Source organism: Salinimonas chungwhensis DSM 16280, assembly GCF_000378185.1.
Classification (GTDB): Bacteria; Pseudomonadota; Gammaproteobacteria; order Enterobacterales; family Alteromonadaceae; genus Alteromonas; species Alteromonas chungwhensis.
Window position 1 is genome coordinate 73,714 of record NZ_KB899389.1, and the last position, 14,736, is coordinate 88,449.

Here is a 14,736-nt window from a genome sequence, read left to right on the forward strand (position 1 = left end):
TTGCGTTGTGAATGACCGCTCAGTGTCAGCTCTTTAAGGTGGCAATGGGTGGTACGCCAAACCCTCAATTGTGTATAAGTGGCTTTTATTAATTAGACTTACTTGCTCAGCTTTTGTCCGTCCAAACAGGTATTTTCCCGCGTGCTGAACTATCCTTTAACAGAATGCGTAGTTCGATGGTCGCTTGTTTCACGTTATGTAACCGCGACGTAGCTTATACCCTACACATCATCACAAAAACGAAGCGGGATGCTTCAATAATGATTCGCAAAGAACATGTTTGCGAAGGAGTTAGTATGCAGTTATCCAATCAACAATCATTTAATCAGGCGCTCATTCGTCTGGCTGTATTGCTTTATCAAATAGACAATAAAGTGACATTGACCGAACAGGATTACCTGGAGGAAATGGTCGACAGTTTATTGTGGGAGAGCCCTATCTGTCGTGAGGCATTTTTAAATGATGTCATCTACCAAACCAGAAAGGCACTGGATACCGGTGCAGTCATGACTTATTTGCGTGAATTTAAGGATGATCTTGAGTTTGATGCGCACAGAGCGATGGAAGTCGCCATGGCGATTACAGGAGTGGACGGAAACCGAAGTGATGAAGAAACTGAAATTTTATCGCTGCTCACCCATAAAATGCTTGCAAAAGCCCTGACCAGTAATTCTCAGCCACCATCGCAGTCTGTGACCGCCTCCTGATAATCAGCAAAAACATGAAAAAAGCCGCAGAATCTGCGGCCTTTTGCTTTCCATGGTTCAGCGTATTACAGAGATTGCTGACTTGCCGTATCCAGCTCGTTTTCCAGCCGCTGACTTTCATCAGCGCGGGGTTTGGTAAACCGTGCTAATCCCAGATAGAGAACAGGAGTCAGGTATAGGGTGAAAACCACCGCGATACCAAGGCCACCAAAGACCACCCAGCCTATAGCATTTCTCGCCTCTGCCCCGGCACCGGTAGACAGAATCAGCGGCAAGCCTCCTAAGACCGTTGAGACCAGTGTCATCATAATGGGCCTTAGCCTGACTTTACCGGCTTCGACAATCGCATCGTAAATTTCGTAGCCACGATCCCGCAACTGGTCAGCAAATTCAATTAACAGAATCGCATTTTTTGCCAACAGGCCAATGAGCATCACTAACCCTATCTGCGAATAAACATTAATTGTAGTATTGGTTAAGAACAGTGCATAAATGGCTGCAGCAATACCAAAGGGCACGGTCAACATCACTACCACAGCACTGTTGACACTTTCAAACTGTGCCGCTAATACTAGCAACACGATGATAAATGCCAGAACGTAGGTGATGGCAACTTGCTGGGATGTCTCCTCATAAGTTTGTGCCTCGCCTAAGAATATCAGCCCAATTCCATCTGGCAGGGTGTCCTGTAAACCACGAAGTTTCTCAACCGCTTCATTAATAGGCACATCTTCCGGTAAATCCATTTCCATCTCTATCGCCCGGCGCTGGGCCTGGCGTTCCAGTTCGGCCGCCACACCTTCTTCTGTGATATAGGCAATACTGGAAAGAGGCACCAGGTTTCCAGATTCTGATTTCACATAGAGGTTAGTCAAATCAGCGGGGTTGCTGGTATTTCGATTGCGTGACTGCAACATAATTGGAATAGACTGGTCACCAACATTCAAATCAGCGATATCATCGCCATTTACCGCAGCACGTAATGTTGTAGCAATATCGTTAAGTGGCACACCCAACTCATCGGCGCGACGACGATCAATATTTATGCGCATCTGGGGCTGAGTAGGTTCGTAACTGATTCGGGGGGTACCCAACTCAGGGATGGTTTCCTCAATTTTCGCTGCATAGTCTCGTGCAGCCTGGAAAATGCGTTCGTAACTGTCGCCGGTTAAGGCGATCTCAAGGCCGCCACCCTGGCCGCGTAAATTTAGACTGTTACCACCAAAGGCATTACCTGGCGCCCCTGGAATAGATTGCAGAACCGGACGGATCTCTTCCACCACGTCTTGTAAAGATTTGTCCCGATCGTCCCAGTGTTTGAGTGGCGCGGTGATAAATACAATGTTGGGATCCCATGAACCTACGACCGTGTAGATAGAATCCACCGTGCCATTTTCGACGTAGGGGAGCAAAACTTCTTCCATACGTACCGCTTGCCGGTCCATAAAATTGATACCTGCGCCGTCGGGTCCACGGGCAAAAATGCGGATAGTTCCGCGATCTTCACTAGGTAACAATTCACTTTTTATGTTTTTAGAAAGGAACCAGGCACCGCCGGCTGCAATCAGGCTAAGAATTATCACCACCCAACCATGTCGCAAACACCAGTTTAAAGAACGCTGATACCCAGACAAACAGGCGTAGCCAAAACGGCCCAGTGTCTTATCAAAAAAACCACCGGGTTTGTGATTTTTCAAAGGTAATCGCGCAGTAAGTGCAGGAACCAGTGACAGCGCCACAAAAGAGGAGATAATTACTGCGCCGGCCAGAACGCCGCCGAATTCCCGGAATAAGCGTCCGGCAGTGGAGGGTAAAAATGCAATGGGAATAAATACAGAGGCCAGCACTGCGGTAGTTGCAACAACCGCGAAAAACACTTCTCGAGAGCCGACTACAGCGGCAGCCCTTGCACCGAGGCCAGACGCCCGCCGGCGCTGAATATTTTCAGATACTACTATAGCATCGTCCACTATCATTCCGGTGGCGAGTACTAACGCCAGCAGTGTCAGAATGTTTATCGAGAACCCCAGCGCCCAAATTATGCCCAGCGCACCGGCCAGGGAAACAGGGATAGATAATGCCGGAACGATAGTCGCTCGCCAGGACCCGATAAAGACCAATAGCGTAAACACCACCAGCAATACGGTGATACTGAGCGACTGAATAACTTCACCCACTGAATCACGAATAAATTCTGCATCATCTGAGGTGATTACGATATCCATATCAGCAAACCGCTGGTTTAACTGACTGACCATGGCGCGTACTTCATCAGAAATTTCAATAGTGTTAGAGCTGGCCTGCCGAATCACACCCAAACCAATAACAGGCTTACCATCCAGTCTTACCATACTGGTAGTATCGGCCGGGCCAAAATAAACACTGGCGATATCACCGATGCGTACATCATTATTCAGAACAATAGAGGAGACATCTTCGGCGCTCACAGATGTCGCGTCAGCCCGCACGATAAGTGACTGATCTTCAGATTGAATACTGCCTGCAGGTACATCGAACGGTGCCAGTCTTAATGCATCAGCCACATCGGTCATGGAAAGGCCATAACTGGTCAGCCGCAAAGGGTCTACTGATACCCGCAATACCCGCTCGCGGTTGCCGTTAAGCTGCACATCAGCTACCCCCGGAATACTTAAGAACAGCGGCGCTAAATCTGTGTCGACCCGTTCAGTCAGTGTTTCCATATCCAGCGTTGATGAGGAAACCGCCAGACTCACCACAGCCTGTGCGTCGTTATCGGCACGAATGATGGCCACCTGTTCAACATCTTCAGGAAGCTGCCGCTGTACCCGGCTTACTGATTCCCGGGTTTCGCTGGCCGCATCCTCAAGGTTGATACCAGGTCGAAATTCAACCCGCACCCGGGCACTGTTTTCTTCACTTTGGGCGTAAATATTCTGTACACCGCTGACCCGGGCAACAGCGCCCTCAAGCCGACTGGTAACTTCGGCGTCAACAGTTTCCGGTGAGCCGCCCGGCAATTGAGCAGTAACGGTAATGGTGGGTGTATCAACATCAGGCAGTTCACGTACCTCAAGACCATTAAGGGCAGCAAAACCAGCAATAACGACCAACAGGTTTAATACAACAATAAGTACCGGACGACGAATCGCCGTAGAGGGAAGATCATTATTCTGGGAAGTAAGATGGCTCATTATTCGGCGCTCCGCGCCAGTTCCGTGGTAACGTCCTGACCAGCTCGCAGACGCTGAACGCCTTCGGAAATTAATAAGTCGCCCTGTTTAAGACTGCCGGAAACTAAAATTGTGCCACGCAAGCGCTGGTGGACTTCAACATCAACACGCTTAGCTTTACCATTTTCTGAAATCCACACATAGGCGCCATTCGCGCCCCATAATAACGCCGCTTCGGGAATTGCAGCAAAGCGATTACCATCTATCGACAGATTTACCCGAAAGCTCATCCCTGGCCGGTAGTTGTCGTTGCTATTGTCCAACACGGCGCGTGCTCGCATAGTGCGATCTTCCTCATTAATGCGGGAGTCGACTTCAGCGATGTCGGCGCTTATCGTTTTATTGCGGTTAGTCCAGGGTTCCAGTGTCACTTTGGGGTTATTCATCAGCACAGATAACGCCGCTTCCGGTGCTTTAAAATTTACAAAGAGCTTACTTCTGTCATCGATAGTCGTGATAGCTGTCTGCTCATTGATACGGTCTCCCACCTCAACATCGGTTAACCCCACCACACCACTGAATGGTGCCTCAATGGTGCGGTCTTCCAGATCGGCCTGCGCCTCCAGCAGCGTGACTTCAGCTAAATCACGTTGAGTTCTGGCTAAATCGAACTCGCTTTCAGAGACGGCACCACGATTATGACTTTCCTGCAATCTTTTGAAAGTGCGAGCTGTATCTTCAAGCTGCAGTTTTGCCCGACGAACGGCAACCTGCTGGCGACGATCATCAAGCTTAACTAATACTTTTCCTTTCTCCACGTATTGACCGGGCACGAAGTTTACTTCGGTAACTTCGTCTGACACCGGTGAAAATAACGTGACTGAACGAACGGCTTCCGCTGTGCCCACAGCTTCAACCTCTTTCGTTTCATTTTGAAAAGCAACTTCTTCCAGTACAACAATCTTGGCCTGATTATCGCCGAAGTACTGGCTCTGTACAGGCAAAGCGAGCGCGCACAACGCGAAACTCAGGCTTGCCAGCAAGCCTTTTCCAATTACATATTTAGACATCATAGTTCCATCGAGAAAATTGATTGCGAACTCGAGTACTGTTCGTTGAGTAATCAAACGAACAACACATTAAAATAGTTCGAACGTTGCTTATGATTAACGTTCTTGCAACGTGATAGATATAGCACCATAAGGTGACTAGCTAAGCAATTGCAATTCAGCGTATTGTCGGTACAAAGTGTCGCTTTTCATCAACATCTCGTGGGTTCCCTGGGCAACTATACGCCCTTTGTCCATGACTACGATGCGATCGGCATGTTGAACAGTAGCCAGACGGTGCGCAATAACGATGGTGGTTCGTCCTTCCATCAAACGGTTGAGTGCCTGTTGCACCATTTTTTCACTGCGGGCATCTAGCGCACTGGTTGCCTCATCCAGCAGCAAGACAGGGCGGTTGGCGAGAATGGCCCGGGCAATGGCAATGCGCTGGCGCTGGCCACCGGATAAACGCACACCGCGTTCCCCCAACTCGGTATCGTAGCCGTTTTCGAGCTCTTCAATAAAAGCATGCGCAAACGCCGATTTTGCTGCGGCAATTACTTCTTCATCCGTTGCCTGCGGGCGTCCGTAGCGAATATTCTCGAACACGGTCGTGGCAAATATAACAGAGTCCTGGGTCACTATCGCAATATGCTCCCGTAAGGAGCGCAGGGTGATATCGGTAATCGGCTTTCCGGCTAATTTTATCTGGCCTTGCTGAACATCATAGAAGCGCAAAAGTAACTGGAAAAGGGTGGTTTTGCCTGCACCACTAGCCCCGACTAGTGCGACTTTTTCAGTAGGTTGGATGGTGACGGAAAAGTTGGTAAATAAAGGTGGTGAGTCAGGGTAGGCAAAGCCAATGTCATCGATAATAATTTGCGGAGCCTTCTGATGCGTATCCAGTGTTGCTGTGCCTGGTATTATTTCGTTTGGCGTCGCGAGTAATTCTAACAGCCGTTCACTGGCGCCTACGCCCCGTTGAACTTCGCCAATGACCTCGCTGATTGTGGCCACGCTTCCGCCGGCCATAACCGCGTAGAATAAAAAAGCGGACAGCTCGCCAGCACTGAGCTCTCCGCTAAACACCTGGCGGGCCCCAACCCATGCGATAAGCAGTATAGCGCTTAAACTTAATACCATTATCAAACCGATGAGCAAAGACCGGTAATGAATCCGCTTGCGCGCGGTGTTAAAAGCCGCCTGGACCCGAGAAGAGAACTGCCGGCTTTCCATCGACTGTGCATTGAAAGCCTGAACAGTACTTATTTCGTGCAGGCTCTGATCGATATGGGCGCCAAGATCGGCGACCTTATCCTGGCTGGCCCGCGCGTAACGGCGAACCCGCGGTGCCAGCACGCGAATAGGGATAAGCACTGCAGGCACCGCCAGTAATACAAATAAGGTGAGTATCGGACTGGTTGTAGCCATCAGTACCAGCGCGCCCAGAAACGTCACCGTAGAGCGTAATGCCATGGACAGACTCATGCCAATAACCGATTGCAGTAGGGTGGTGTCGCTGGTAAAGCGGGATATTACCTCGCCGGTGCGAATCTTTGAAAAAAAAGTCGGCGACAAGGTGAGCAAGTGGTCGTAAACCTGCAGCCGGATATCAGCACTCACCCGTTCACCTAGCCAGGTCATTAAGTAAAACCTGCAGTAAGTGGCCAGGCTGGCGATAATACAGATGGCCAGCACGGCCAGCGCAGCGGTGTTGAGCGTCTGGGGCTGGTTACCCACAAAGCCGTTGTCAATGGCATACCGAACACCCTGCCCAAGCGTTAGCCAGGCGGCTGCGGCAATGAATAATGAGATCACGGCTCCGGTCACATACCAGCGATAAGGGGATAGGTGAGAAATCAACCAGCGTAGCACCTGGCGTGTGGTTACAGATTCTAATGCGCCTGACACGATAACTTCTTTTGCGAGGGAACATGCCGCATAAGATAGCGCATTCATCAGACGGCTGACAGTGGCTTACGGTGAAGTACCTCAAATGCCCGGTTAGACTAGACAGAGTTTCTACTTTGCAGATGGCATTTGTCCTTGCATTTTAGTCTGATATACGTATAATTCCGCGGCCTTCCAAACCTGCATCGCGTTATATGCAAAGCGGGAAGGTAAAGTTGACAGTAACGCTACAACGAGTTTGAGGCACTTATGGTTACTATTCGTTTACAGCGTGGCGGCGCGAAAAAGCGTCCATTTTATCAAGTTGTTGTGGCTGAAAGCAGCCGCGCAAGAGACGGTCGTTTCATCGAAAACGTCGGTTTCTTCAACCCAACTGCACAAGGTCAGTCAGAGCGTCTTCGCCTTGATCTGGAACGTGTTGATTATTGGGTTGGTGTTGGCGCGAGCTTATCAGAGCGCGTGAACAGCCTGGTAAAAGAAGCAAAAAAAGCTGCAGCGTAAGCTGCTCAAGTGGTGGGTATAAATGAGTCAAACGTCTGACAAAGTGATTATTGGCAAAATTGGCGCGCCTCACGGCGTAAAAGGTTGGGTCAAAATCAATACTTATACCGATACACCAGAAGGTATTTTCGCTTACCGCCCCTGGCTACTGGGGGATGGTAAGGAATATCAATTAGACCAATGGCGACCGCATGGCAAAGTGTTGGTTGCAAAAATTGAAGGTATTGAGACGCGGGATGACGCCGAGCGCATCAAAAATCTCGATATCACAATTTTAGCCAATCAATTGCCTGAACTCGATGACAATGAGTTCTATTGGCGCGAGCTAACTGGCATGCAGGTGGTAACAACGCAAGGTTACGATTTGGGTGTGGTTAAGGATGTATTTAATACCGGGGCGAATGACATTATTCAGGTCAAAGCCAACGCGAAAGATGCATTCGGTCTAAAAGAAAGATTAGTACCGTTTGTAATGGACGAAGTCGTTCAAACGGTAGACAAAGAAGGTAGAGTAATTACCGTCGACTGGGACCCGGGGTTTTAAGTGACCGCGAATAAATGGTTCGGCATTGTCAGTATTTTTCCTGAAATGTTCGGCCCGTTCACCCAGCAGGGTGTGATAGGCAGAGCAGTAAAATCAGGATTACTTGCAGTCGATACATTTAATCCCAGAGATTATACCCATGACCGTCACCGTACGGTCGACGATCGTCCTTATGGCGGTGGTCCGGGGATGTTGATGATGGTAAAACCTTTAACCGACGCAATTTCGGCAGCCAAACAGGCTGGCGGAGAAAATAGCAAGGTTATCTACTTATCCCCACAGGGTAAGAAACTGGACCAGGCAGGTGCAACAAGGCTGGCCAAGTCCGACCGCATAATTTTAATTTGTGGTCGTTATGAAGGAATCGACGAGCGCGTAATCGAAGACCAGGTAGACGAAGAAGTCTCAATTGGTGATTATGTGCTTAGTGGCGGTGAGTTACCGGCGATGGTCCTTATGGATACAGTCGCCAGGCTAGTTCCCGGTGTATTGGGTCACCAGTGCTCTGCCACAGAAGATTCATTCACCGACGGGTTATTGGATTGTCCGCATTACACGCGGCCTGAGATGCTCGACGGGAAAACAGTTCCTCCTGTGTTGTTAAGTGGTGATCACGAAAAAATCAGGCAGTGGCGACTTATGCAATCGCTGGGTAGAACCTGGCAGCGTCGCCCTGAATTGTTAAATCACCTAGCTCTGACTGAGGAGCAGCAGCAACTGCTTGAAAAATTCAAGTTGCAGCTGCGGCAAGATGACAGTTAACTAGGACGAGAGGATATGATGAGCAAAGTCAGTCAAGATATCATCAAAAATATAGAACAAGCACAGTTGAAAACTGATGTTCCTGCGTTCGGCCCAGGCGACACAGTTAGTGTAAAAGTTCGTGTTACCGAAGGTGACAAAGAGCGTCTCCAGGCCTATGAAGGCGTTGTTATCGCTAAGCGTAACCGTGGTCTTCACTCGTCTTTTACCGTTCGTAAAGTTTCAAGCGGCGAAGGCGTTGAGCGTGTTTTCCAAACACACAGCCCCGCAGTTTCTTCAATTGAAGTGAAACGTCGCGGTGCGGTTCGTCGTGCTAAGCTTTACTATCTACGTGAGCGTTCAGGTAAATCTGCACGTATCAGAGAAAAGCTTAACTAAGATTACTAATCCTTGCGTTATTGTTAACTTTTCAAAAGCCCGCAGATTGCGGGCTTTTTTCGTTTTAGGAAGCCAGTAAGAATGAATGACAGACTGATGAGTACGCCTATCGGGCAGCAGATGCAAAGCGGGCGATGGTACCAGACCTCAGCTAAACCACTGAGGCAGGCGCGTCAGGCTGTCAAAGCACTGTGTTATGCAATTAGCACGCAACCGGATGAGCAGCAGCGTAAACAACTTATTCATCAGTTATTACCCCATATTTGCTCCGTTGAACTGGGCACAGGGTTTTACTGTGACTATGGCTGTAATATTTATGCCGGACACCACCTGGCAGTGGGTGACAATGTGGTGATGCTGGATGCAGCGTCAATCACACTCGGCAATAATGTCAGTATCGGCGAGGGAACGGTCATCGCTACCGTCAGCCACCATCATAATGCACAGCAACGCTCAGCCGGCTGGCAACAGGCAACGCCGGTGGTCATAGGTCATAATGTTCGGTTAGGAGCCCAGGTTACTGTATTGCCTGGGGCTGTATTGGCCGATAATTCTGTAGTGCCGGATTACCAACTTGTGCCCTGTATATCGGCTAGTCATTCATCGTAATAACAACAAGGGTGAGCAAACAATGGTTGCGCGCATATAAATAAATTGATAAAAAGTCAATATCCTCCGTCCTGATTAGAGTTTGGTGCTGTATCGTAATATTTACATTAGGCGCTGACGGTTTTTTGAATGAGTAATTTTATGATTAAAGATACTGTTAATAATGTACACATCAGTACTGAAGATGTGCTGGTAACACCTGAGGATTTGAGCCACTCTCTGCCGGTTTCAGATGCCGCGCTAGGTGCTATATCGGAAGCGCGCAACACGATTTCGGATATTATTCATGGCCGCGACCACCGCATGCTTGTCATTTGCGGACCTTGTTCAATTCACGATATTGATGCAGCAAAAGATTATGCGTTGCGGTTAAAAGAAATGCATGAGGCATGCAAAGATACATTGTTTATAGTTATGCGGGTCTATTTTGAAAAGCCGCGCACGACCACCGGCTGGAAGGGCATGATTAATGATCCGCATATTGACGGCACCTTCGATATAGAAACCGGGTTGCGTCGTGCCAGAGAGCTGCTTATCTGGCTGGCTGAACTGGGGTTGCCTGTGGCTACAGAAGCCCTGGATCCGATTAGTCCACAATATCTGGCAGAATTATTTAGCTGGAGTGCAATTGGTGCCAGAACCTCCGAGTCACAAACGCACCGTGAAATGGCCAGCGGTTTGTCCATGCCTGTGGGTTTTAAAAATGGTACCGACGGTAGCCTCGGGATTGCTATTAACGCATTGAAATCGGCTGCATCGCCACACCGTTTTATGGGCATTAATAAACAGGGGCAGGTGAGTATTATAGGTACTAAAGGTAACCCTGATGGCCATATTATTTTACGTGGCGGCAAACAACCAAATTATGACTCAGTATGTGTAAGTGACTGTGAGCAGGAGTTAGTTACAGCCGGTCTTACAGCAGGGTTGGTGGTTGACTGCAGTCATGCAAATTCCAGTAAGGATTATCGCCGCCAGCCGCTGGTCGCCAAAAATGTGGTTAACCAAATCCTGGAAGGTAATCAATCGATTATCGGCGTGATGCTGGAAAGTCATGTTAATGCCGGCAATCAGAAGGCGGATGGTAAAACACCCGAAGAACTTGAATACGGCGTATCTATTACAGATGGTTGTATAGACTGGGAGACCACTGAACAACTACTGACACAAATGCGAGATCGGTTGATTACCGTTTTGCCTATGCGCCAGGATAAGCGCACGCAGGTCGCCTGATGGTCCAGAAAAATGATGAGCACCTAACCGGTACATCGCAACGACTGGATGAGCTGCGCGAGGGCATCGATGAGCTGGATTCTCAATTGGTTGAGCTATTGGCAAAACGGGCAGCATTAACTACGGAGGTTGGCCGGATTAAAGCCGATTCAGGTGTGCCGGTTTATGTACCTGAGCGCGAAAAACGTCTTATCGCCTCACGCCGCGCACAAGCTGAAGACAGTGGGGTCTCGCCGGATTTGGTCGAAGACCTGCTACGGCGGATAATGCGTGAATCTTACCATACGCAGAACAATCGTTATCGCTGTGTAAACCCAGGCATTGGTGACGTTGTAATTATCGGCGGTAACGGTGCATTGGGTAAAGTTTTTGTCTCACTGTTCCGTAAAAGTGGCTACACCGTTTACGTCGTTGAGAAAGAAGACTGGTCAACGGGGTCTGCATCGGCAAGGCTACGCGTTGCTGACGCTGTCATTGTCGCAGTGCCCATCAACATCACCGAGCAGGTTATTACTAATCTGACGATGCTAAAACCTGACTGCTTACTGGCAGATGTTACCAGTATTAAGAATCGGCCCCTGACTGCCATGCTTAAGGCACATAATGGCCCTGTGGTGGGCTTGCATCCCATGTTCGGACCGGATGCACCGGGTATGATAAAACAGGTTGTGGTGGTTACTGAGGGAAGAGATCCCGCGGCCTATCAGTGGCTGATGGATCAAATGATAACCTGGGGCGCCACGCTGCATCACAGCAAGGCTGCTGAACATGATGAAGCCATGGCCTATATTCAGGTAATGCGTCACTTCAACACCTTCGTGTATGGTGAGCATCTGCGTGAGGAAAACCCGGATCTTGAGACGTTAACGCAGTTTAGTTCACCCATTTACCGCCTTGAACTGGCGATGGTAGGCCGTCTGTTTGCTCAGTCACCAGAGCTCTATGCTGATATTATTTTTGATAATCCTGACAATATCGAGTTATTACAACGTTTTCATCAGCGTTTTGGTGATGCATTGCGTTTATTAGAAGCGGGCGATAAACAGGGTTTTGCAGAAAGGTTCAGCCGGGTAGGTAAGTGGTTCGGCAACTATTCAAATCGCTGTCTGGTAGACAGCAAGCAACTGTTGTTAAAAGCCGATGATGGCCAATTGTTGCGCAAATAGGCACTAGTACGTGCCTGTTTGTCACACCAGATAAGCTATTCAGGGCATTATCGCACTGGCAGCAGCAACTTTTGTCGGGCTGATTTCTTCTGAAGGATAACAGCCCAGCACTTTCAAATAGCGGGTGATTTTTCTAAGCGCGTCGATTGCACATTGTAGCGGGCCGTCAGCGGTATTTCCCTCCACATCCAGGTAAAACATTTCCTCCCAAGGATTGCCCGGCATCGGCCGCGACTCCAGTTTAGTCATATTAATATCATGATCTTTTAACACCATCAGCGCTTCAACCAGGGAACCAGGCTTTTGTACCGTAGACATAATAAGTGTGGTTTTAGCCGGTACCTGCAATGGCACGGCCACAGGTTGTCTGGCTACCACAATAAAACGACTGTGGTTTTCTTTTTGATTCGCAAGGTTCGATTTAATTGCACTTAAGCCATACAGATTTCCACCCGCTTCGCTTCCTATTGCCGCCACGTCCTCGCGGTCGAGCTCACTAACTTTAAGCATAGCCGAGGATGTACTGTCGATGGTTTTTACCTCGACATTACCCAACTCCGCAAGAAAATGGCTACACTGGGCGAATACCTGGGGGTGCGCATAAAGGGTTTTTATCTTATCCAGCTGGGTGGACGTAGCCACCAGCAGGGCATGACGAATCGGATGGGTAAGTTCGCCAATAATACTCAGTTCAGTATGCTGTAACTGATCGTAAACTTCATTGATACTGCCAGAGCTGGTGTTCTCGATAGGTAAGACTGCATAGTCGGCTTCCGCGTGCTCCACTTTTTTGACAATTTCGCTGAAACTCTGACAACCTATTTCCAGTAACTCTCCGGGCCGCCGAGAGAAATACTTCTGCGTTGCCAGGTATGAATACGAACCTTTATCGCCTAAAAACGCCACCCGATTCAGCGGCAGCGTACTACCAGGGTTCGCGCGCTCTGCCAACATTGCCTGTTGATTAAGGACCGAGTCTTCTATTACGACATGAAAAACCTGGGTGACATAATGTGGATCTAACCCTTTCTCCTGTCCCTGTTTGATAAGGTGGATCAAAAGCTGTTCTTCACGCTTAACATCGCGCACAGGGATCTGTTGCGCGATTTTTGTCTCTGCTACTTCGTTCGTAAGTTTTCTGCGCTCAGCCAGTAAGCTGAGCAGCTCACTATCCAGTTCGGAAATCCGTGCGCGGACAGCATCTAAAGCCGGTATCGTCATGAATTACGTACTCTCAGTTTTGCCAAAAAAAAACCTCCCGGTGCGGGAGGTTTTTTTGCACATAACACATCCTCCCTCAATTGAAGGTGATAAAATCAAAAAAGAATGTGCTGGTGCGTATGATGTTCATTTTATGACTGTATTTATCCGACGTGCAGCTGTCAACCAATTTTTACAAATGATTGACAGTTAAAGTGCCTGTTTATATTTGCTCGTAGCATTATTTGTGATAACGAGCAGCCTGTTATTCACCTAACAATGCCGCAAGCATGGCGCGGACTTCCGTAGGTTCAAAGGGTTTATCGCATAACGCATTAACCCCGGTTTGCTGGATATTGGTCATATGCGCACTGTCGGCAGACTCTGACGTCACCATAATAATGGGAATATGCGCTGTTGCCGGATTAAAGCGAATAAACTCGGATAATTCTCTGCCGTCCATTTCTGGCATATTATAGTCAGTGACAACCAGATCGAATGACTCGTCTTTAATCAGTGTCAACGCCATGGCCCCATTTTCAGCTTCCCGAATTCTTTCCAGCCCCATGCCTTCAAGCACTCGCCGGATATGATTGCGGGCAAGGCGGCTATCATCCACCAGCAGTACGCGAACTTCTCTTACATCAAATAATTCCAGGTTCAGTTCATCGTGATTTATTAAATCCAGGCTGGCATTGAGTGCTCGTGACAGATGAAGTGGCTCAAACGGTTTTGGCAGTATTGCTGCAACACCAGCCTGTTTGAGTTCTTCAAGTTTGCTTAACCGGTTCTCACTGGAAATCAGCATAAATGGAATACTGGCATGGTCCGGGTGCTCTTTAACAAAACGCAGCAGTTCATTGGCCGTGCCATCCTCAAAGTACATAGCACTGACAATTAAGTCTGCGCCATGCGCTTTAATCGCTGCCTTAGCTTCAGCCAGCGTACTTACCGGATCAATTTCTTTGACTTTTTCCTTGAGCAACAAAGTGGTAATAATTTTACGCTGAGTATCAGAAGGCTCGACCAGCACAATGTGAAGATCTTGAATTGACAGCTTTTCCATCGAAATATCTCACTTGTAGTGTTAGCGGTATTTTTAGTTAAATTGCATGAAGGATGCTTATCCGCCTGCAAGTTTAACGGTAAAATGTTTTGCCTGCAGTAAGCTTTTGAGCTTTTCGCGATCATCGGTCTGTACTTCTATGGCACCGTCTTTAACCGCGCCACCGCAGCCACATTTTTTCTTAAGCTCGGAACATAAAGACTTCAATGCTTTTGCATCCATATCTAATCCCGTCACAATAGAAACGCCCTTACCTTTGCGTCCTTTTGTTTCACGGCTAATTCTTACTACGCCGTCACTTGACAGGGATCGGGGAGACGGCCTGGTATCATCGTGTTTTATGCGACCGGTATCTGTGCTGTAAACAAGCTTGGAATCGTTCATAGATTTTATCCGACTAGTAAATGAAATCACTCTATTATGATAGAAACTGCGTTAAATTTTAACCGGCTTACGGA

14 protein-coding genes are annotated in these 14,736 nt (G+C 48.4%); 8 read left to right on the plus strand and 6 right to left on the minus strand.

Going from position 1 to position 14,736, the window contains the following annotated elements; translation table 11 throughout:
• The first annotated feature begins 296 nt into the window (after positions 1-296).
• A complete protein-coding gene (locus F458_RS0116335) occupies positions 297-707 on the plus strand; it encodes a tellurite resistance TerB family protein (protein ID WP_018984514.1) in 411 nt (136 codons plus the stop codon).
• Between the two features lie 65 nt (positions 708-772).
• Here F458_RS0116335 and F458_RS0116340 read toward each other — a convergent pair whose 3' ends face one another.
• The 3 genes from F458_RS0116340 to F458_RS0116350 form a co-directional block, all read right to left on the minus strand.
• Complete coding sequence (locus F458_RS0116340; protein WP_018984515.1) at positions 773-3,880, minus strand: efflux RND transporter permease subunit; 3,108 nt, start codon at positions 3,878-3,880, stop codon at positions 773-775.
• Positions 3,880-4,929 (minus strand): efflux RND transporter periplasmic adaptor subunit, encoded by a 1,050-nt coding sequence (locus F458_RS0116345; protein ID WP_018984516.1) that lies wholly within the window; start codon positions 4,927-4,929, stop codon positions 3,880-3,882. Before F458_RS0116345 ends, F458_RS0116340 begins: the two co-directional genes overlap by 1 nt.
• 138 nt (positions 4,930-5,067) lie before the next feature.
• Positions 5,068-6,867, minus strand: a complete 1,800-nt coding sequence (locus F458_RS0116350; protein ID WP_018984517.1) for an ABC transporter transmembrane domain-containing protein — start codon at positions 6,865-6,867, stop codon at positions 5,068-5,070.
• 201 nt (positions 6,868-7,068) lie between these two features.
• Between F458_RS0116350 and rpsP the strand changes: the two genes are divergently transcribed.
• From rpsP to tyrA, 7 genes are all read left to right on the plus strand, one after another.
• Positions 7,069-7,320, plus strand: coding sequence for a 30S ribosomal protein S16 (rpsP, locus tag F458_RS0116355; RefSeq protein WP_018984518.1), 252 nt, complete (start codon positions 7,069-7,071; stop codon positions 7,318-7,320).
• Positions 7,321-7,342: 22 nt separating this feature from the next.
• Positions 7,343-7,864, plus strand: a complete 522-nt coding sequence (rimM, locus tag F458_RS0116360; RefSeq protein WP_018984519.1) for a ribosome maturation factor RimM — start codon at positions 7,343-7,345, stop codon at positions 7,862-7,864.
• Between the two features lie 45 nt (positions 7,865-7,909).
• Positions 7,910-8,626 (plus strand): tRNA (guanosine(37)-N1)-methyltransferase TrmD, encoded by a 717-nt coding sequence (gene trmD, locus F458_RS0116365; RefSeq protein WP_051085041.1) that lies wholly within the window; start codon positions 7,910-7,912, stop codon positions 8,624-8,626.
• Between the two features lie 18 nt (positions 8,627-8,644).
• Complete coding sequence (gene rplS, locus F458_RS0116370; protein WP_018984521.1) at positions 8,645-9,004, plus strand: 50S ribosomal protein L19; 360 nt, start codon at positions 8,645-8,647, stop codon at positions 9,002-9,004.
• Between the two features lie 81 nt (positions 9,005-9,085).
• Positions 9,086-9,613, plus strand: a complete 528-nt coding sequence (locus F458_RS0116375) for a maltose acetyltransferase domain-containing protein (protein ID WP_018984522.1) — start codon at positions 9,086-9,088, stop codon at positions 9,611-9,613.
• Between the two features lie 141 nt (positions 9,614-9,754).
• Positions 9,755-10,846 carry a 3-deoxy-7-phosphoheptulonate synthase gene (locus F458_RS0116380; protein ID WP_026294742.1) on the plus strand — a complete coding sequence of 364 codons (1,092 nt, stop codon included), beginning with the start codon at positions 9,755-9,757 and terminating at the stop codon, positions 10,844-10,846.
• Positions 10,846-12,012 carry a bifunctional chorismate mutase/prephenate dehydrogenase gene (gene tyrA, locus F458_RS0116385; protein WP_018984524.1) on the plus strand — a complete coding sequence of 389 codons (1,167 nt, stop codon included), beginning with the start codon at positions 10,846-10,848 and terminating at the stop codon, positions 12,010-12,012. The genes F458_RS0116380 and tyrA overlap by 1 nt, the downstream gene beginning before the upstream one ends.
• 39 nt (positions 12,013-12,051) lie before the next feature.
• On the opposite strand, the gene pheA is transcribed toward tyrA, so the two are convergent.
• From pheA to yciH, 3 genes are all read right to left on the minus strand, one after another.
• Positions 12,052-13,233, minus strand: a complete 1,182-nt coding sequence (gene pheA / locus F458_RS0116390; protein ID WP_018984525.1) for a prephenate dehydratase — start codon at positions 13,231-13,233, stop codon at positions 12,052-12,054.
• Between the two features lie 244 nt (positions 13,234-13,477).
• On the minus strand, positions 13,478-14,278 hold the full coding sequence (locus F458_RS0116400) for a response regulator (protein ID WP_018984527.1): 801 nt from the start codon (positions 14,276-14,278) through the stop codon (positions 13,478-13,480).
• Positions 14,279-14,335: 57 nt separating this feature from the next.
• Positions 14,336-14,662 carry a stress response translation initiation inhibitor YciH gene (gene yciH, locus F458_RS0116405; RefSeq protein WP_018984528.1) on the minus strand — a complete coding sequence of 109 codons (327 nt, stop codon included), beginning with the start codon at positions 14,660-14,662 and terminating at the stop codon, positions 14,336-14,338.
• Positions 14,663-14,736 lie beyond the last annotated feature (74 nt).

What these genes read in the sequence shown, in the direction of transcription:
- yciH (WP_018984528.1), bottom strand. Translation starts at nt 14,662, where the DNA reads ATGAACGATTCCAAGCTTGTTTACAGCACAGATACCGGTCGCATAAAA.
- trmD (WP_051085041.1), top strand. Translation starts at nt 7,910, where the DNA reads ATGTTCGGCCCGTTCACCCAGCAGGGTGTGATAGGCAGAGCAGTAAAA.
- tyrA (WP_018984524.1), top strand. Translation starts at nt 10,846, where the DNA reads ATGGTCCAGAAAAATGATGAGCACCTAACCGGTACATCGCAACGACTG.
- rimM (WP_018984519.1), top strand. Translation starts at nt 7,343, where the DNA reads ATGAGTCAAACGTCTGACAAAGTGATTATTGGCAAAATTGGCGCGCCT.
- F458_RS0116335 (WP_018984514.1), top strand. Translation starts at nt 297, where the DNA reads ATGCAGTTATCCAATCAACAATCATTTAATCAGGCGCTCATTCGTCTG.
- F458_RS0116350 (WP_018984517.1), bottom strand. Translation starts at nt 6,867, where the DNA reads ATGAATGCGCTATCTTATGCGGCATGTTCCCTCGCAAAAGAAGTTATC.
- rplS (WP_018984521.1), top strand. Translation starts at nt 8,645, where the DNA reads ATGAGCAAAGTCAGTCAAGATATCATCAAAAATATAGAACAAGCACAG.
- rpsP (WP_018984518.1), top strand. Translation starts at nt 7,069, where the DNA reads ATGGTTACTATTCGTTTACAGCGTGGCGGCGCGAAAAAGCGTCCATTT.
- F458_RS0116400 (WP_018984527.1), bottom strand. Translation starts at nt 14,278, where the DNA reads ATGGAAAAGCTGTCAATTCAAGATCTTCACATTGTGCTGGTCGAGCCT.
- F458_RS0116380 (WP_026294742.1), top strand. Translation starts at nt 9,755, where the DNA reads ATGATTAAAGATACTGTTAATAATGTACACATCAGTACTGAAGATGTG.
- pheA (WP_018984525.1), bottom strand. Translation starts at nt 13,233, where the DNA reads ATGACGATACCGGCTTTAGATGCTGTCCGCGCACGGATTTCCGAACTG.
- F458_RS0116375 (WP_018984522.1), top strand. Translation starts at nt 9,086, where the DNA reads ATGAATGACAGACTGATGAGTACGCCTATCGGGCAGCAGATGCAAAGC.
- F458_RS0116340 (WP_018984515.1), bottom strand. Translation starts at nt 3,880, where the DNA reads ATGAGCCATCTTACTTCCCAGAATAATGATCTTCCCTCTACGGCGATT.
- F458_RS0116345 (WP_018984516.1), bottom strand. Translation starts at nt 4,929, where the DNA reads ATGTCTAAATATGTAATTGGAAAAGGCTTGCTGGCAAGCCTGAGTTTC.